This is a genomic window from Flavobacterium sp. ALD4, assembly GCF_002836475.1.
Lineage (GTDB): Bacteria > Bacteroidota > Bacteroidia > Flavobacteriales > Flavobacteriaceae > Flavobacterium.
Genome location: NZ_PJBJ01000028.1, coordinates 205,509 through 224,517 on the forward strand (window position 1 = coordinate 205,509; position 19,009 = coordinate 224,517).

General features: G+C 35.3%; 14 protein-coding genes and 1 pseudogene. 7 read left to right on the top strand and 8 right to left on the bottom strand.

Annotation, left to right across the window (positions count from 1 at the left end; genetic code table 11):
- The first annotated feature begins 163 nt into the window (after positions 1 to 163).
- Positions 164 to 2,281, top strand: a complete 2,118-nt coding sequence (locus CXF59_RS07400) for an outer membrane beta-barrel family protein (RefSeq protein WP_101137180.1) — start codon at positions 164 to 166, stop codon at positions 2,279 to 2,281.
- Positions 2,282 to 2,393: 112 nt separating this feature from the next.
- Here CXF59_RS07400 and CXF59_RS07405 read toward each other — a convergent pair whose 3' ends face one another.
- The 4 genes from CXF59_RS07405 to htpG form a co-directional block, all read right to left on the bottom strand.
- On the bottom strand, positions 2,394 to 2,792 hold the full coding sequence (locus tag CXF59_RS07405; RefSeq protein ID WP_101137181.1) for a DUF2721 domain-containing protein: 399 nt from the start codon (positions 2,790 to 2,792) through the stop codon (positions 2,394 to 2,396).
- Positions 2,793 to 3,013: 221 nt separating this feature from the next.
- Entirely contained in the window at positions 3,014 to 4,471 is a 1,458-nt protein-coding gene (locus CXF59_RS07410; RefSeq protein WP_101137182.1) for an NAD(P)/FAD-dependent oxidoreductase, read from the bottom strand.
- Between the two features lie 314 nt (positions 4,472 to 4,785).
- The gene (locus CXF59_RS07415; RefSeq protein ID WP_101137183.1) at positions 4,786 to 5,313 is read right to left on the bottom strand and encodes a DUF4833 domain-containing protein; all 528 of its coding nucleotides are present in this window, start codon (positions 5,311 to 5,313) and stop codon (positions 4,786 to 4,788) included.
- A 295-nt stretch (positions 5,314 to 5,608) separates the two neighbouring features.
- Positions 5,609 to 7,525: a molecular chaperone HtpG gene (htpG, locus tag CXF59_RS07420; RefSeq protein WP_101137184.1), complete on the bottom strand. Its 1,917-nt coding sequence runs from the start codon at positions 7,523 to 7,525 to the stop codon at positions 5,609 to 5,611.
- Positions 7,526 to 7,706: 181 nt separating this feature from the next.
- Here htpG and CXF59_RS07425 point away from each other — a divergent pair, with 181 nt between their 5' ends.
- The 3 genes from CXF59_RS07425 (at position 7,707) to CXF59_RS07435 (ending at position 9,989) form a co-directional block, all read left to right on the top strand.
- The gene (locus CXF59_RS07425; RefSeq protein WP_101137185.1) at positions 7,707 to 8,183 is read left to right on the top strand and encodes a lipocalin family protein; all 477 of its coding nucleotides are present in this window, start codon (positions 7,707 to 7,709) and stop codon (positions 8,181 to 8,183) included.
- 19 nt (positions 8,184 to 8,202) lie between these two features.
- The gene (locus CXF59_RS07430) at positions 8,203 to 8,898 is read left to right on the top strand and encodes an OmpA family protein (RefSeq protein ID WP_101137250.1); all 696 of its coding nucleotides are present in this window, start codon (positions 8,203 to 8,205) and stop codon (positions 8,896 to 8,898) included.
- A gap of 140 nt (positions 8,899 to 9,038) precedes the next feature.
- Entirely contained in the window at positions 9,039 to 9,989 is a 951-nt protein-coding gene (locus CXF59_RS07435) for an ABC transporter ATP-binding protein (protein WP_101137186.1), read from the top strand.
- 47 nt (positions 9,990 to 10,036) lie between these two features.
- Here the strand turns inward: CXF59_RS07435 and CXF59_RS07440 are convergent.
- Positions 10,037 to 12,448, bottom strand: a pseudogene (locus CXF59_RS07440) (prolyl oligopeptidase family serine peptidase).
- Positions 12,449 to 12,691: 243 nt separating this feature from the next.
- Here CXF59_RS07440 and CXF59_RS07445 point away from each other — a divergent pair.
- Positions 12,692 to 13,699 carry a 3-oxoacyl-ACP synthase III family protein gene (locus CXF59_RS07445; protein WP_101137187.1) on the top strand — a complete coding sequence of 336 codons (1,008 nt, stop codon included), beginning with the start codon at positions 12,692 to 12,694 and terminating at the stop codon, positions 13,697 to 13,699.
- A gap of 139 nt (positions 13,700 to 13,838) precedes the next feature.
- On the opposite strand, the gene CXF59_RS07450 is transcribed toward CXF59_RS07445, so the two are convergent.
- From CXF59_RS07450 to CXF59_RS07460, 3 genes are all read right to left on the bottom strand, one after another.
- On the bottom strand, positions 13,839 to 14,216 hold the full coding sequence (locus tag CXF59_RS07450; protein WP_101137188.1) for an outer membrane beta-barrel protein: 378 nt from the start codon (positions 14,214 to 14,216) through the stop codon (positions 13,839 to 13,841).
- Positions 14,170 to 14,427 (bottom strand): hypothetical protein, encoded by a 258-nt coding sequence (locus CXF59_RS07455; protein ID WP_101137189.1) that lies wholly within the window; start codon positions 14,425 to 14,427, stop codon positions 14,170 to 14,172. The genes CXF59_RS07450 and CXF59_RS07455 overlap by 47 nt, the downstream gene beginning before the upstream one ends.
- A gap of 242 nt (positions 14,428 to 14,669) precedes the next feature.
- Complete coding sequence (locus CXF59_RS07460) at positions 14,670 to 15,389, bottom strand: TonB-dependent receptor plug domain-containing protein (protein ID WP_101137190.1); 720 nt, start codon at positions 15,387 to 15,389, stop codon at positions 14,670 to 14,672.
- A 258-nt stretch (positions 15,390 to 15,647) separates the two neighbouring features.
- On the opposite strand from CXF59_RS07460, the gene argS reads away from it, so the two are divergent.
- Together argS and ffh are read left to right on the top strand one after the other, a co-directional pair.
- A complete protein-coding gene (argS, locus tag CXF59_RS07465; protein WP_101137191.1) occupies positions 15,648 to 17,426 on the top strand; it encodes an arginine--tRNA ligase in 1,779 nt (592 codons plus the stop codon).
- A 150-nt stretch (positions 17,427 to 17,576) separates the two neighbouring features.
- Positions 17,577 to 18,932 (top strand): signal recognition particle protein, encoded by a 1,356-nt coding sequence (ffh, locus tag CXF59_RS07470; RefSeq protein WP_101137192.1) that lies wholly within the window; start codon positions 17,577 to 17,579, stop codon positions 18,930 to 18,932.
- The last annotated feature ends 77 nt before the right edge of the window (positions 18,933 to 19,009 follow it).

Here is a 19,009-nt window from a genome sequence, read left to right on the forward strand (position 1 = left end):
AATTCATTTAAGAGATTCACTTGTTTTATAAATAATGGGTTTTACTATTGATTTAAATATTTTAAACCGAAAGAGGGTTGGTTTTTATTAGTTAAACTTTTTTTGATAAAGCTGTAACATCTAATCAATAAAGCTGACTTATGACTATCTGACACAAAAAAACATGAAAAATATATATTTGATTGCTTTGATGACTATAGGAAGTTTTTGTACGCTTTCTGCTCAAATTACTCCTGAAAAAGCACCTGAAAAAACAACAGAGTTAAATGAAGTTGCTATCATCAAAACCAAAAAAGCTGTAGAGCAAAAAGGAGACCGAACCATTTTTAATTTTGCGGACCAACCTAGTTTAAATACGGGTTCTGTGTTAGAAGGGATAAAAAAATTACCGGGTTTAATTGCCTCAGACATTGCAGGAATGATGTATCAAGGAAAACAATTAGACGTTTTTATGGATGGCAGACCATTGAATATTTCTACTACTGAATTGAATGCCTTTTTAGAAGGGATGCCTGCCAATGCTATCGAAAAAATCGAAATTATTACACAACCTGGTGCCGAATTTCCAGCTACTTCCGGTGGTGCTATTTTGAATATAATTACAAACAAAAATGCCAAGAATTACTTAAGCGCCACCTACACTAATAGTACCAGTTTTACGAGTTATGATGACGTACGATGGAGAATGAACAACAGTCTTTTATTGAGTGCTAAAAATAAATACTTTGGATGGCAATTGAATTTAGGTCAGAATTATAGAGAAAGTGCTATTTGGACTTCTCTTGAGAAAGAAGAAAATGGTATGACTTCATTACTTTCAAGCACAGATGCGGATCGTATAGGGAGAAATAACTTCATAAAATCAGCAGTGACAATTGATATAGGTAAAGACCGTTTGTTATTGAATTATGATTTAACTCAAAATAATAATGATAGCTATACCTTGGGTAATGGACCCGGTTTTAGTACTAATGACGCCTCAGTTAGTACGGGATTGCGACAAGATGCCGTAGTTACCTATCAGAAAAAGTTTGAAAACACAGCTAAAAAACTTGAGTTTAAATTTAATTATAATAATAATACCAATGATTTTAAATTAAGTCCAATTGGTATTGCGTCTTCGACTTTAGATAATTCATCAAACCAAAATTTGTATAATTTCAAGTTTGATTATTCGCAACCGATTAAATTTTCTGATGAAGGGAAATTAAGTTTTGGTAGTTTGTATGAAGAGTTACTTTTTGAAGCAGCAAGCAAAGGAACTATAAATTTAGATTATAAGCGTAGAACAGCGGCATCTTATATAGAACTGCAATCTAAGTTTGATAAAGTGAATCTTATTGTTGGTGGTCGAGGCGAAGATTATAATATTACGGGTAAAACAGATACGGCTGAATTAACTGCATTCAAGCAATTTCGCTTTTTTCCAAATGCAAGCGCGCAGTATAATTTTACTAATTCAATCAATTTTAATGTCAATTATAATAAAAAGATAACGCTGCCAAGTACATCAGCATTGAATCCAAACAACACCAATTATCAAAATCCAAACATTGATTACTCTGGTAATCCAAACCTACAACCTACTATTTTTGATAATTATGAGGTGAAGTTAAGTGCTTTTGATTATGCTTTTGTTAGTTATAGTATCAGTTCGGCTAAGAACCAAGTAATCAATAGAGTGACGCTTACGAATGATTTGGTAATCAATACTAACGAGAATATTCCAGAAATTAAAATCCATAATTTTAGTGTTGGTATGCCAATACCCTATATGTTGTTTACTAAAGGACTGAAAGAAACGGTGAAAATGAATGTGAATCCGGACACGATGAACTTTTTATATGTGTATGCGGGCTATCAATACCATCAAATTCCCAATGTAGATACTAATGGCTTCTGGATGTTTAATTTTATGTCACAAATCGTCCTTCCAAAACAAATAAAATTTGTAGCTAATTATAATTATATTATTCCAAAAGGGAATTATTTTTATTTCATAGCGGTTAAGCCTTTTAGAAATGCATTGGACTTAAGTTTTTCAAAAAAGTTCTTAAAAGACCAATTAACACTTTCAATCTATGCTGATGATGTGTTGAATTCGAATGAAAATGCTTTTAATTCGTACCAAACACCATTGCTGATAAGTAATAAATTGGACACGAGAAAATTTGGCTTTAGCCTGAATTATAAGATTCCAACTAAAAACAAGTTGGCTAAAGAAAACCCAAATTTATTGAATAAAGAGAAAAAAGAGGACAACGGAATTTTAAACCAATAAGCTATTGTAGTTATCCTATTTGATATCAGATAGTAACAGAGTCGTATTTGTTTACTATTTACACTTGATCCATAATTTCATAAATAAAAAGGAAGAATACAAGATTCTTAATTTAAAGATTATCGTCCATTAAGCCACTTAGGTGAAGTCGTAAAGCATTTACAGAAATGCTAATTTCCCAAAAAGATAATCCTAAAGAAGTCAGTAAACTAAGTAAACTCAATCCAAAAAAATAGAGACTAATTACTTGTAAATCAATAAAAAGCAGCAACATCGCAAAAACCGAAAGGAACAAACAACACACACCAAAAAGTTGCATGTAACGGATAAGGGTTAATCGTAAGTTGAGGTTTTTGATTTCGAGTAATATGGTTTTATTTTCTTTTTCATCATACGTTTTTTTCAATCCCCTAACTATGGAGGCGATAGTCAAAAACCGATTCGTATAAGCCAATAAAATTAGTGAAGTAGCAGAGAATAGTAAGGCAGGGGTTTCTATGTGTAGAGTCATTTTGTTAATTTATTGGTGGGATTCAAGTAGCAAATTTCGATAAACTTTTCCGTATAACGACTTTTTTGTGTAAAAAAATAACTTAGTAGAAGTAGAAGACTTGCTGGAAATATATATTTTATTCTTTATGTTAAAAATCTATTATAGGGATAATAATTACCTTGATTCGTAGTGTTAAATTTAAAAATCTGTATTTGTCTGCGGGGTAATTATATCCACTATTATTCCTCTTTTCTCGTTAGGCAGCGCCCCCTAGGCTCGTCACCCTCATGGAGCACAATTTCGGAATGTAGGAACTGTGCAGCTTCTGCTGAATGTTTTACTTTCGTAGCACTGCGTTCTAACATTGCTGATTCAAATTCTGTTAACACACTTTTCCGCACTCCGGATTCTCTCCATTGCGATAACGGTCTGCATTCTCTTGTGATCCCTCTAGCCAGCGCCAGCGCATCAAGTAGCGCTTGATTTGCTCCCTGTCCTTTAAATGGGCTCATAGGGTGAGCTGCATCACCAATCAGAGTTATTGGTCCGCCTTTCGCCAACAATTCTGAATCGAGTAATTTTCGGTCATAGACAGGATATCCAGAAACCTGAGCTTCTAGGGTTGCCGCTAAAATTTGCGGAATGGGGTCGTGCCATTGCGTTCTACGACAGGCTTCTTCTTTGAGTGCTTTAGCGCCTTGAGCACTTAATGCCTTAGCTTCTTCTTCGGGCATTGGGAAGCTAAGCTGCCACATCACCGATTCTGAATCATAAGGCATGATGTAGATTCGCTCATGACCATTAGCGGTTTGAAATACTGTGGCCGAGTCCAGCAAAGAACTATCAACACCTTCGAGAGCGTTCAAAGGGCAAATGCCCAAGATCACAATACAATCGAGGTAACGCAAAGGGCTAATGTCGTCACCAATCAGTATCTTCCGCACTGAACTGCGAATACCATCGGCCCCAACTACTAGATCTGCCTTGGCACTCTTGACCTCACTATTTACTTCAAAGCTCAGTTCAATACCTTCACCCTCTGTTTCCTTAAAATCGACCAATTGGTGTCCCCACTGCACCGCATCATGTCCGCCGAGTTTTTCCAGCAGCGCTAAGCGCAAAGACTGCCGTGCGATATGCACATTGGTGCGCTTTGGAGACTTTTTTGCCTCGGTCTGCATCCACTTTCTCATTCCCCATTCCCCAATCACTTTTCCATCTGTAGTATGAACCAAATGTCTGGTGGAAATCACTCCTTCTTCTAATGAGAAAAGACCCAATCCTTCGATTGCTTTACTCGCTTGTTGTAAAGTGAGCCCATAGCCCTGAGATCGAGCCTCGAAGCCGCTATCTCGCTCATATAGGGTGAAAGGGATTCCACGGTGTAAACAGGCTACAGCCAGAGCAACTCCGCCTATACCGCCACCAATAATAGCAATGTGTGGATAGTTTTCTGTATCTGCAGTTGGAGGAATCGCAGCAGGAACCAAGCCAGATCCGGAACAGTTTGTGCAAGAATCTAGGTGTGCCTTAGGACGAACAGGTGCTATCCCTTCGCCATTTGATTTTTCAAATTGCTCAACTGCCATCTGATACTGGAGTCTTACTTTTTTACTGATTCGGCGGCTTTTTTTACCTTGGCCCTTACATTCCGGACAAAAAGTCCAAGTATCAGATGTGTTTTCTATCTTGTTCACTTCTTTTTATTTAAATAATAGCTAGGAAGTTCTGGAGTCATTAGATTAGTTTTTAGTAATCAAGTGAAACAAAGATAATATGGATTTATTAAGAATGTGATCGTAAACACCTTTTTGTTCTAAAGAGATGATTAAAGGTAATGTAGTTTTTTTCGAAAGTACAGCGCTTATGGGTTTTGTTTCGCAAAGACTTGCGGAGTAAACTTCGAGCTTTTTTACGATATAAGTCATATCTGTTTTGACTTGCGGGCATACTATACGTTTGTTTATTTATAAAAGCGCATCTGATTTTTGTTTTGAAGGGATTCGGAAACTTATTCAATTACAATTTTTTCTGTTATAGGTTTACCGGAGTTATAGTCTTTACCAAAAAACAGTATGTATTCAGTTTTTGCTTTGAAACGTAAAACCCCAACTTTAAGCTGCACAAACATTTTGTCTAAATACATCTTGTGTTTATTTACCGTAACATAGATTTTAGCTCCTTCACTTTCATTATAGTTAAGGTAGAAATCTATTTTTTCTGAAGCAGCAAGGTGTAATTTGAATAAATTAGGTTGCGATTCTTGTACAATCATCCCATAAGCTAATTTTTTTTGTAATAGAGATAAGGGTTTTTTGACGCCTTTTTTAGTATAAACGATTTTATACTCGTTAATAGGTTGAGACGAATCAATAATCCCTCCTTTTATATTAGCGTCATACACATATGTATTGTGGCTATTGCTGTGCTGAATATAAAACAACCGTGTCGCTGTTTTTGTGGGTTCTGGATAATTGCTTTGTGAAAAGCAGCTGTAGGAGCAAAAAAACAGATAAAAAAAGGAAAGGATGATTTTCATTATTATAAGCAGTTTATTTTTAGTACTTTTTTTTAAGCATTGCTGGATTTAAAATAAACGCAGATTATTGTCATTTAGTGAGTTAATATATTTTAAAAATACGCATTTTCTGGTATATGGAAACAAAACCTCCTAACTAGCCCCGATAACAGTGAAAATCCTTTGCTGTGGCGGAAGCCAAAAGCAACGATTGTAACGAATAGCGGGAGGGAAGTTCTGCTGGAAATCAGTCATTCTGCTCCAAAAAAAAAGCTGCCCAATGTTGGACAGCTTTTAGTGTAGTATGATGCTAATATTACTTGATCATTTCGAAACTTCTCTTTACAAAAGCAGTTAGTGCTTCTCCTTTTAATAAGTTTTGGGATAGTTTAGCTAAGTCGAGCGCTTGTTTTACTAAGTGTTCTTGGCTGGCTTTATCTTCAGTATTTAATATGGTAGTGGCTAGTGGTGAATTTGTATTTACTACTAGATTGTACATGTCAGGCATGTTTCCCATCCCAAACATTCCGCCACCACCGCCAGACTGGTTCATTTCTTTCATTCTACGCATGAATTCAGGCTGTGTGATGATAAATGGTGCTGCTAAGCTGTCCATAGCTTCCAGTTGTACGGTATAAGTTTGCTTTGGTACAATAGTTTCCAAAACTGTTTTTAATCCTTCTTGCTCTTCATCAGATAATTTAGAAATGGTATTTTCCTCTTTCTTGATTAAATTATCAATATGATCTGAATCGACACGTACAAAAGTCAATTCCTTGTTGTCTCCTTCAATTTTTTGAATCAAGTGAGAAATAATTGGAGAGTCTAATAACAACACTTCATATCCTTTTTCTTGCGCAATTTCGATATAAGAGTGCTGTGCATCTTTGTTACCAGCGTATAAAACAACTAGTTTTCCGTCTTTATCAGTTTGCTTGTCTTTTAGGTTTTCCTTTAATTCCTCAAGTGTGTAATACTTATCGTCAACTGTTGGATATAAAACGAAAGCACTTGATTTTTCATAGAACTTGTCTTCAGAAAGCATTCCGTATTCTAAAACTATTTTGATATCGTTCCATTTTTTTTCAAAATCTTCACGGTTCTCTGTGAATAATGATTTCAATTTATCAGCCACTTTACGAGTGATATAGTTCGAGATCTTCTTAACTGCAGCATCTGCCTGTAATCCAGAACGAGATACATTCAATGGAATATCTGGAGAATCGATAACTCCCTTTAGCATCGTTAAAAACTCAGGAACAATTCCTTCAACGTTATCAGTTACATAAACCTGATTTTGGTACAATTGAATTTTGTCTTTTTGAATTTGTAAGTCAGAACCTAATTTTGGGAAGTATAAAATTCCAGTTAGGTTAAATGGATAATCAACATTCAGGTGAATATGAAATAAAGGCTCCTCAAATTGCATTGGATACAATTCATGATAGAAGTTTTTATAGTCTTCATCTGATAATTCAGTTGGTAATTTTGTCCAAGCTGGATTTGGATTGTTGATAATATTGTCTACCTCAACAGTTTTATATGTTTCTTCTTTATCTGCTTCATCAACAGATTCTCCCTTCTTTTGTTCAATTTTCTCCGTTTTCGTTCCAAATTTAATTGCAACCGGCATGAACTTATTATATTTATTTAGAAGTTCCTTGATTTTAGCTTCTTCTAAGAATTCTAGTGAATCTTCGGCAATATGCAGAATGATTTCAGTTCCTCGAGTCGTTTTGTCAGCAGGCTCTAATGTGAACTCAGGACTTCCGTCGCATGTCCAATGGGCTGCTGGCTCGTCTTTGTATGATTTAGTGATGATCTCCACTTTTGAAGCGACCATAAAGGCAGAATAAAAACCAAGACCAAAATGACCAATAATACCAGAATCTTTAGCAGAGTCTTTTTCTGAATCCTTGTATTTTTCCAAAAATTCTTCAGCACCGGAAAAAGCAAGTTGGTTGATGTATTTCTCCACTTCAGCAGCGGTCATACCAATCCCCTGATCGATAAAGTGAAGTTTTTTTCCTTCCTTGTCGATTTTCACTTCTATTATTGGGTTGCCATATTCTACTTTGGCTTCGCCAATATTTGTTAGGTGCTTTAATTTTAACGTTGCATCTGTTCCATTAGAAATCAATTCACGTAAAAAAATCTCGTGATCACTGTATAGGAACTTCTTTATTAAAGGGAATATGTTTTCTACCGAAACATTAATTTTTCCTGTTGTCATATTTAAAATTTTTAAAGAGTTTTACAATCTTCCCCCAATCAGTTCAAATAGAATACCAATTCAGACGAAAGTGACAAATTGGCGTAACTGTTAATTTTGAAACAAAATAACTTAATTTTGAAACTGTTAAAATTAGTTACCGTCGTATCTTTGTGTAAGTTTAATAGTAAAACCAAATAAAATGAGAAAAATATTATTTTTAACAGCAATAGCCTTAGTGTTATTTTCGTGCAAATCGACTTCATTCACTAATTCAAAATTAGATAAAGGAGCTCAAGTAGCGATGAAAGGGAACTGGGTAATTAGTTCTGTTTCTTATCCTGGATCAGAATATATTAAAGTGAGCTCTTTTCAAATCGAAGACTCACAGTGTTTTGTGGGGAGTACTTGGAAGTTTGTTTCTAATAATAACAAAGGTAACATGGCTTTGAAAAAGAGTGGTTGTGCCCCATTTAGCTCACCAATTACTTGGTTTGTAAATAGAGATGGAGAGTTTGTTTTGAAAGTTTTAGATGCTGATATTAAAGCAAAAAAAGTAAGAGAGGGTTACGTTTTGAACGTTGCAAATCAAACTGAAACTTCATTTCAATTGATTGATAAAATTACTGTTGGAGGAAAATTAACAGATGTTATTTACCAATTTCAAAAAGCAAATTAATAAAATTAAAAATATAATTATGAAAAAGATTTCTATAGTAACATTGGCTTTATTTATGGCAATGGGAACGTTCTTCACAAGTTGTGAAGCGATAAAAAACACAAATAAAACACAAAGAGGTGCGGCAATTGGAGCAGCCAGTGGCGCGATAATTGGTGGTATCTTAGGAAACAATGTAGGAACAGGTGGTAAGGGAGCGATTGGCGCTGTTCTTGGTGGTGTTGTTGGTGGAGTTGCCGGTGGAGTGATCGGTAACAAAATGGACAAACAAGCCAGACAAATTGATGAAGCGCTTCCAGGAGCTGAAGTGAAAAGAGTGGGTGAGGGCATTCAATTGGTATTAAATGAAAATGCGGTACGTTTTGATACTAATAAATCTACACTGACAGCATCTGCAAAAGAAAATTTAGAGAAATTGGTTCCTGTTTTTTCGGAATATCCTGATACAGACATTACTATCTTCGGATATACTGATATTACAGGTCCTGCAGATTATAATTTAAAACTTTCTAAAGAGAGAGCGGCATCAGTTAGAAATTATTTAGTTGGTAAAGGTGTAGCGTCAGTTAGGTTTAATGTTACTGGTTTAGGTATTGCTGATCCGATTGCAACAAATGATACTGCAGAAGGAAGAAGTCAAAATCGTCGCGTTGAGTTCGCGATTACAGCAAATGATAAAATGCGCGCAGATGCTAAGGTAGAAGCCGGAAACTAAAACATTTTAGTTTTAAAATATATAGAAGGCCGTTTCGTTTTTAAAACGAAACGGCTTTTTTTTACATAAATTTCACTTTCATTTAATTCTTTCTCTCAAAGAAATCTATCTTTGTAGTCTCAAAATTCCATTCCATAAATATGCTTCAAGTTCAAAACATCACATTCGGTTATACTGAAAAAACCGTACTACAAAATATTAATTTCACCATAGAAAAAGGGCAGAATATTGCTATAATTGGCGAGAGCGGTTGCGGTAAAAGTACGCTACTGAAACTAATTTATGGCGTTCATGATTTACGGGAAGGTCATATTTTCTGGAATGAAACAGAAGTGTTAGGACCAAAATACAATTTAGTGCCGGGAATGTCTTTTATCAAATATTTATCACAGGATTTTGACCTGATGCCCTATACTACGGTTGCTGAGAATGTGGGTAAGTTTCTTTCCAATGTTTTTCCAGAAAGGAAAAAAGAACGCATCAATGAGTTATTAGAAATCGTTGAGATGACTGAATTTGCGGATGTGAAAACAAAATATTTAAGCGGAGGACAACAACAGCGTGTGGCTTTGGCTCGGGTTTTGGCTTTAGAGCCTGAAATATTATTATTGGATGAACCTTTTAGTCATATTGATAATTTTAGAAAAAATGCTCTGCGCAGAAATTTGTTTGCTTATTTGAAATCAAATGGAGTTACCTGTATTGTTGCGACACATGACAGTACGGATGCGCTTTCCTTTGCCGACGAGACCATAGTACTGCAAGACGGAGAATTGGTTGATAAAGCAGCTTCCTATGGTTTATACCAAAATCCTATTAATAAATATGTAGCTTCTCTATTTGGAGAAGTGAATGAGTTAAAAGCTTCCAATTTAATTTCCTTAGAAGAAGGAGAAGAGGATGAAATGCTTTTATTATATCCGCATCAGTTAATAGTAGTGGACAACGGAATGTTATTGGCGGTAGTGAAACAGTCTTATTTTAAAGGAAGTCATTATTTAATTAAAGCTGTTTTTGACAGAAAGGTAATTTTCTTTGAACATGATGTTCCATTAGAATTGAATGAAGAGGTGACCTTGATGATAGCATAAAAAACAAAGTCCCGAAATTTAGTATTTCGGGACTTTGTTTTTTATGATTAGTTTTTCAGGTATTTTTCTAAGAATTGATCTTGTTCCCAAAGAAGGTGTAAGATATTTTCTTTAGCTGCATAGCCATGAGCTTCCTTAGGTAGGATAACCATTCTTACTGGTGCTCCTGAGCCTTTTAATGCTTGGAAATAGCGCTCCGTTTGTAAAGTGAATGTTCCTGGATTGTTATCGGCTTCCCCATGCACTAGTAATAAAGGAGTTTTCATTTTGTTCGCATTCATAAAAGGCGACATGGTATTGTATACATCAGGTGCTTCCCAGTAATTGCGTTGCTCTGATTGAAAGCCAAAAGGGGTAAGCGTTCTGTTATAGGCCCCACTACGGGCAATTCCACATGCAAAAAGATTTGAGTGCGTCAATAGGTTTGCCACCATAAAGGCACCATAGGAATGTCCTCCCACAGCCACTTTATTTCTGTTGATATATCCTAAGGCATCAATAGCATTAATTGCAGCGTCAGCATTATCTACTAACTGTGTGATAAAATTGTCATTTGGCTCCGTGGTTCCTTCACCAATAATAGGGAAAGAAGCATCGTCTAGCACCGCATATCCTTTAGTAGCCCAATAGACGAATGATCCATAGTAGGGGAAAGTAAATTCATTAGGGTTTTGATTGTTTTGTCCCGCAGAATTTTTGTCTTTGTATTCTGTTGGGTAAGCCCAAATTAATAAAGGCAATTTTTCTTTTTTTACTTTATCATAACCCGCAGGCAAGTACAATGTCCCTGAAAGCCCCACGCCGTCTTTTCTTTTATATTGAATTACTTCTTTACTTACATTTTTAATGCTTTCAAAAGGATTTTTGAAGTTCGTAATTGCCGTCAGTTGGTCTTTTTTATTGATATTTCTAAAGTAATAATTAGGATACTCATTTTTAGATTGAATTTGTACTAAAACCTCTCCTTTTTTGAAATCCTCAATGGACAGTAACTCTTCTTTTTTATCTTTATATGTTGAGGTATACAGTCTTTTTGTTTGTTGGTTGTTTAAACTAAACTCATCTATGAAAGGAAATTGTCCGTTTTTAGTAAACCCATCTCCTAGCAAAAAAAGGGTGTTGTTTTCAATAGCAAGAACTTGTTTGCCAAACGCATTTTTAATAGTTTCAAAACTTCCTGGATCAGAGTAAATATCTTGAGAATTCCTGTCACTAATCACTGTTGGATTTTGAGTGGCATCTGATGGATTGAAGAGATACGTTTTAGTATTTCGAGTATCGTACCATTGATCAAAAGCAATTGCCGTAGTTTCATTTCCCCAAATAATGCCACCAAAACGTTGTTTAGTTCTTAGTATTTGAGAAGGGCTTTTGTCGAAAGGCGCCTTCCATAGGCTTATTTGATCTCTAAATTCAACTTTATTCTCTGGATTTCCTTCATCAAGTGCTTCAACATAGTACAATGTAGCTGCTTCGTCATTTCTCCAATTCATATTTCTTTTACCGGTACGGGTAGCCATAAAACCTTTTGGCATAATTTCGTTTAAAGCAACTTCGTTTACCACCTTAACTTCATTGCCCTCTAAGTCATAAACAACTGTTTTTGATGGGAAATGATTGAGCGGAACGATATACGAAAATGGTTTTTGAATCGTGCTTATCATCAGGTAATTGCCATCAGGAGAAAAGTTTTCTCCAGCATACATGTCAGCCGATTTAAATAAGGTTTTGCTTCCGTTAAGATTTACTTTGTACAACTCGGCAGTCAAAATATTTTGAAAATCCGCTTCGTCAGTTTTATTTTTCAATAAATCCTGATAGGTTCTGTTTTGAGAAACCGATCCACTTGCATTTGAAACAATTGGACCTGTTGGTAGATTTTTCTTTTCGTTTAGTAAAGCAGCTCTGTTTTTTGGCAGCATTCTTACTAAAATATTTTCATTATCGCTGTATCAGCTAAAAGGGTTTCCAAGGTTAGCGTTGACATTATCTTCGGTAAGTTGAGTCGCTTTTGCGGAAGCGACATCAACAACCCATAAGGCTACAACTGAATTTGTAGTATGTGAAAAAGCAATTTTTTTCTCATTTTTTGACCATGAGATATTGCTGATGCGAGGGTTAGCAGGTAATCCGCTAACTTGAATTTCATTTTTATCTTTGATCTTGCGAAGCTTGATGTTATTCGTATTGGTCACCGTACTAGAAATATTGGTGGTTGGGTTAATCCTTAATCCTCCCAAACGCATTTCATCTTGATTTAAATCGTCTAAAGTTTTGTAGGTGTCTCTGTAAGTTAGCAATATGTATTCCTTTTCTGTATCCATGCTAACTGATGGCGGTCTCTCATAGTCCACTAAATTAAGAATTGATTTGGAGGGTTTTTGATAGCTAAGGTTCTCTTGCGCAAAAGTATGTATGCTTAATCCAAGAAATAAAAGTAGGATAAAATTTGATTTCATACATAGTGTTTGTTTTAGTTAATTAATTGGGGATAGTGTTTAAACTTCTTTTATAATTGTTATTACGTGTAGATTTTACTTGTAAATATACTTTAATTTCATATTCCAGTGTAATTTTTTAGAGTGAATGAAATAAGGTCCTTCACTTTATAAGACGTTAATTGCTAAAAAAGCAGTAATTTTGTACCTCATATTTAACAATATAGCAACAGTACAATATTATTTTATCAAAATAACAATTATATGTATCATTCAAAAATTGCGGGATTGGGGTTTTATGTTCCTTCCAATGTGGTCACTAATGACGATTTGTCAAAAATCATTGACACCAACGACGAGTGGATTCAGGAAAGAACAGGGATTCAAGAAAGAAGACACATAATAAGAGGAGAAGACACTACGACTTCCATGGGAGTAAAAGCAGCTGAAGTAGCAATAGAACGTTCAGGCGTTGCAAAAGAAGATATCGATTTTGTCGTTTTTGCTACATTGAGCCCTGATTATTATTTCCCTGGACCAGGAGTTTTGGTACAACGTGATTTAGGTTTGAGAACGGTTGGAGCATTAGATGTTAGAAATCAATGTTCGGGATTTATCTATGCCTTGTCTGTTGCGGATCAATATATTAAAACAGGAATGTATAAGAACGTTTTAGTAATAGGATCAGAAGTACATTCAACGGGATTAGACATGACATCTCGTGGCCGTGGCGTATCGGTGATTTTTGGAGATGGAGCAGGGGCTGCAGTTTTAAGTAGAGAAGAAGATTTGACTAAAGGAATCCTTTCTACACATTTGCATTCAGAAGGGCAACACGCTGAGGAATTAGCGCTTATCGCACCAGGTATGGGAGCTAGATGGGTTACTGATATTCTTGCTGATAATGATCCTAATGATGAAAGTTATTATCCATATATGAATGGACAATTCGTTTTTAAAAATGCAGTAGTTCGTTTCAGTGAAGTTATAAATGAAGCACTGGAAGCAAATAACTTGTCTGTTTCAAATATAGATATGTTGATACCGCATCAAGCAAATCTTAGAATCTCCCAATTTATACAAAAGAAATTCGGGTTGACTGATGATCAAGTTTATAATAACATTCAAAAATACGGTAATACGACCGCCGCTTCCATTCCAATTGCTTTGACCGAAGCTTGGGAGAACGGAAAAATTAAATCTGGCGATACTGTCGTTTTAGCTGCTTTTGGAAGTGGTTTTACTTGGGGAAGTGCCATCATTAAATGGTAAACATTAGTCTTAGTTAAAGTATAGTTTTCAAATATCAAAAAACCCGGAGTTGGCATACTCCGGGTTTTTCTTTGGCAACAAAATTTAAAACTAATTCATATAAAAGTCGACCACGACCTTGGGTTTCGTTCTTGTCTCTTTATTTTCGTTGGCTGGCTTTGTTTTTACCACTGCCAAATCTATAATTGAATCCCATATAAACAGATTGACTTTCCCAGGTAAACTGTCCGTTTGCCGAAGATGCTCGTTTGAATACTGCTTCAACATTGTACTGTTCTAGACGTGCTCCAGCTTGAAAGCTCCATTTTTCCCGTTGTTTACCGAGAGTGACGTATGCTGAATAGATTTTTCGATCATAAGTAAAGTTAGAACTGTACGTCTTATCTTTATATAAATTATTGGCTGTAGACTCAGCTCTTGCCTCTAAACCCAATTCTAATTTGGTAGTCTCAGTCAACGGATTTACATAATCAAGATTGATGATGGTATTTTTTTTTACCAAGAGTCGCAACATCATTAGTAAAAGAGTTGATTAGGGATTTACTGTCTCTGTTAAAATTAGTATCGACTGCATTTTCTGGATTGTCATTTTCATTGTAATTCGCTTCTAGTTCAAGGCTGTGCAATTGTTTTGTGAATTTAACTTTATAATCGAAATTGTAGGTTTGAGAATGATTGTTACCATCACTTGTAAAAAGTTGTAGCAAGTCGGTAGCAGCATTATTCATATAATCCACATCAATGCTTCCAAGTCCTTTTCCGTTAAAGAAGCTTTGATTGGTATAAAAAGAAACCGTATTGTTGTCATCGATGTAGTAATCTATTCCAATTTTGGCTAAATGAGAGGTGTTTAGATTGTTGAATTGAAAGAGTTGTGTGTTTTGTTTGTTTTCTTGTTCGCTTTTTATAAAACTATAATTATTATTTTTACCATGATTTCCATAAAAATTAAATTTTCCGTTTCGGTAATTTAAGTCGAAAGCCGAATTAATTTTTGGTGTTTTCCAAAAATTACTCCGTTCTTGAGGCTTCCGTTAAGACCTATTTTACTGTTTTTGTACAATACAATATTGATAATACCGCTCATTTCTTCCGGATTGTACTTTCCGGATGGGTTTGTGATTAACTCAATTTGCTTGATAGAAGCCGAAGGGATTTGTTGCAATAACTGAGAAGCGTCAATATTAGATGGCTTTCCGTCAATTAGAACACGTACGTTAGCGTTTCCTCTTAAACTGATTGCATTTGTTTGCGGATCAACACAAACAGAGGGAATGTTATTCATTATTTCGCTCGCTGTGGCTCCCGCCGAAATTAAATCTTTCCCGCCGTTGATGATTTTCCGATCGATTTTTTGTTCAGTAGTTGATTTCTCACTGATAATATTAACCCCTTTTAGTTCTATTGGGTCTTCTTTTAGTGCAATTGTTCCTATATCGACATTATAATTTTTCAGATTCAGGTTTTTGATTTGAAAAACACCCTTTTCAGATGTAATTCCGCCGGTAACAAATTTGTCGCCTTCTTTTAAAATGATATTGACATAGGGAAGGACTTCACTACTTGTTTTATCGAAAACTTTTCCTGTGATGCTTCTTGGGTTTTCAAGAAGGGATGTTTTGACTGAAGTTTGTGCTTGCATCGAAACTAGGGTTCCGAATAGCCATACTAATAATAGTATGATTTGCATGATTGATGATGCAAAAGTATAGTATGTATTTAAATGTATGCAATGCACAGTGCTGTTTTGTACATAAAATAAATAGAGGGAAGAAAAAACACTTAATAGACCATTAAGTGTCGATTTTGTTACAGCGTTTTTTAAAAATCATAAATTTTAAGTTTTTAGGAAAAAGATTTTCATTTATAAATGGGAAATTATCTTGCTTTCCAATTTACAAATTGTCACATTATAACTATATTTGCAACCTTAAAATAAACACGCAAAATGACATTATCACAAATTCTTACCCCTTCAATTGAAAAGGCTGTCCAAGCCTTATTTGATATCGCTATTGACAAAGTAGAGTTTCAAACTACACGGAAGGAGTTTGAGGGAGATATCACGATGGTAATTTTTCCATTATTGAAAGTTATCAAAAGTAATCCTGTAGAATTGGGAAATAAAATTGGAAACTATTTAGTTGAAAATGTAGCTGAAGTGAGCCGTTTTAATGTAGTTTCCGGTTTTTTGAATATTGTTATTTCGGATGAATATTATTTGAATTCATTTAATTTAATAAAGGACGATGCTAAATTTGGCTTCGTAACACCAAATCCTGAGGATAAAGCGGTAATGGTGGAGTATTCTTCGCCAAACACAAACAAACCCCTCCACTTAGGTCACGTCCGTAATAATTTATTAGGTTATTCTGTCGCTGAAATTATTAAAGCTTCTGGTAAAAGAGTATATAAAACCCAAATCATAAACGATAGAGGGATTCATATTTGCAAATCGATGCTGGCATGGCAGAAATTTGGAAACGGAGTAACTCCTGAAAGTACTGGTTTAAAAGGAGATAAATTAGTAGGTAATTATTATGTCGCTTTTGACAAGGCATATAAAGTAGAAATAGCTCAGTTAATGAGCGAAGGAAAAACAGAAGAAGAGGCTAAAAAACAAGCGCCAATCATTCTAGAAGCCCAAGAAATGTTGTTGAAATGGGAAGCCGGCGATAAAGAAGTAATCGCTTTATGGACAAAAATGAACCAATGGGTTTATGACGGTTTTGCAATTACCTATAAAAATTTGGGAGTCGATTTTGATTGCTTCTACTATGAAAGCAATACCTATTTATTGGGGAAAAATGTAGTTCAGGTCGGTTTAGAAAAAGGGGTTTTCGAAAAAGACCCTGATGGTTCCGTTTGGATTGATCTAACTGATGAAGGGTTAGACCGTAAAATCGTCTTGCGTTCTGATGGAACTGCGGTTTATATGACACAAGATATCGGTACGGCCATTCAACGTGTGAAGGATTATCCAGAGATTGGCGGAATGGTGTACACTGTTGGTAACGAACAAGATTACCATTTTAAAGTATTGTTTCTGATATTGAAAAAATTAGGTTTTGATTGGTCTGAAAACCTATATCATTTATCGTACGGAATGGTAGATTTACCTTCCGGAAAAATGAAAAGCCGTGAAGGAACTGTTGTGGATGCCGATGATTTGATGCAAGAAATGACAGATACTGCCCAGAAAATTGCTGAAGATTTAGGGAAATTAGACAGTTATTCGGCTGAAGAAAAGACGAAATTATACAATACTATTGGCCTTGGTGCTTTGAAATATTATATCCTTAAAGTAGATCCGAAAAAACGAATCCTTTTTAATCCGGAAGAATCAGTTGATTTTGCAGGTAACACAGGACCGTTTATACAATATACTTATGCGAGAATTCAATCGATTATTCGTAAAGCTAATTTTGATTTTTCAAATGAATCAGGAATGGTTGAGCTTCACGCAAAAGAGAAAGAACTGTTGAAACAACTTGAATTGTTTCCTGAAGTGATTCAAAATGCAGCCCAGAATCATAGTCCTGCCTTATTGGCAAATTTTGTTTATGATTTAGTACGTGAGTACAACTCTTTTTATCAAGCGGTACCTATTCTGGGGTCAGAAGTAGAAGTGGAAAAAATATTCAGAGTGCAGTTATCAAAAAAAGTAGCAGATACCATTGCGGCTTCTTTTAGTTTGTTGGGAATAAGTGTTCCGGAGCGAATGTAATAAAACCAAAATAATCGAAAAATAGCGGACTCAATTTGGGGCCGCTTTTTTGTTTAAAATATTATGACGAAGACTGACCAATTATCTAATAATCTAATTGCCTAATAATCTAACTTAGTTTATCTTTGCATTTCAATAAAATTAAAAATTATGTTCGATAATTTAAGCGATAAGTTAGATAAAGCCTTCCATATATTAAAAGGTCACGGAAAAATCACGGATGTAAACGTAGCTGAAACTTTGAAAGAAGTTAGAAGAGCCTTATTAGATGCCGATGTGAATTTTAAAATTGCAAAGGATTTTACCAATAGAGTAAAGGAAAAAGCTTTAGGACAAGACGTATTAACGACGCTTCAGCCAGGACAATTATTAGTGAAGTTAGTTAAAGACGAGCTTACTGAGTTGATGGGTGGCGATGTAGCCGGAATAAATCTTTCTGGAAATCCTACAGTTATCTTGATGTCCGGTTTACAAGGTTCAGGTAAAACTACCTTTTCCGGAAAATTGGCTAATTATCTTTTGAATAAAAAGAATAAAAAACCGCTTTTAGTAGCTTGTGATATTTATCGTCCTGCAGCAATTCAACAATTATACGTTGTTGGAGATTCTATTGGAGTTGAGGTTTATTCAGAACCGGAGAATAAGAATCCTGTTGAAATTGCGCAAAATGCAATTAAGTATGCTAAAGAAAAAGGTTTCGATACCGTTATTGTGGATACAGCCGGGCGTCTGGCAGTTGATACTGAAATGATGAATGAAATTTCACGTGTTCATAAAGCAATTCAGCCGCATGAAACTTTGTTTGTTGTTGATGCAATGACAGGTCAAGATGCGGTAAATACAGCAAAAGCTTTCAATGATATATTAAATTTTGACGGTGTTATATTAACCAAATTAGATGGTGATACCCGCGGTGGAGCTGCTATTTCGATAAAATCTGTAGTTAACAAGCCTATTAAGTTTGTGGGTACAGGGGAGAAAATGGAAGCAATTGATGTATTCTATCCTGTTCGTATGGCAGAACGTATCCTTGGAATGGGAGATGTTGTGTCTTTAGTGGAAAGAGCGCAAGAACAGTTTGATGAAGAAGAAGCAAGAAGAATTCAAAAGAAAATCGCTAAAAACGAATTCGGTTTTGATGATTTCCTTACTCAAATTCAACAAGTAAAGAAAATGGGTAATATGAAAGATTTGGTTGGGATGATACCAGGTGCTTCAAAAGCCATGAAAGACGTGGAGATAGAAGATGATGCTTTCAAGCACATTGAGGCTATTATTCACTCTATGACTCCGGCAGAGCGAAGCAAACCTTCTCTAATTGATGTTAAAAGAAAAGCTAGAATATCAAAAGGTTCAGGAACAAAAATCGAGCAAGTCAATCAATTGATGAAACAGTTTGAGCAAATGAGCAAAATGATGAAAATGATGCAAGGGCCAGGAGGGAAAAACCTCATGAAGATGATGGGCGGAATGAAAGGAATGCCGGGCGGCGGAGCGATGCGCTAAAATATTTGTTTAAGGTTTAAAGTTTCATACATGTGAAATTTTAAACCTTAATTTTTTATATGAATATTGGTATTACT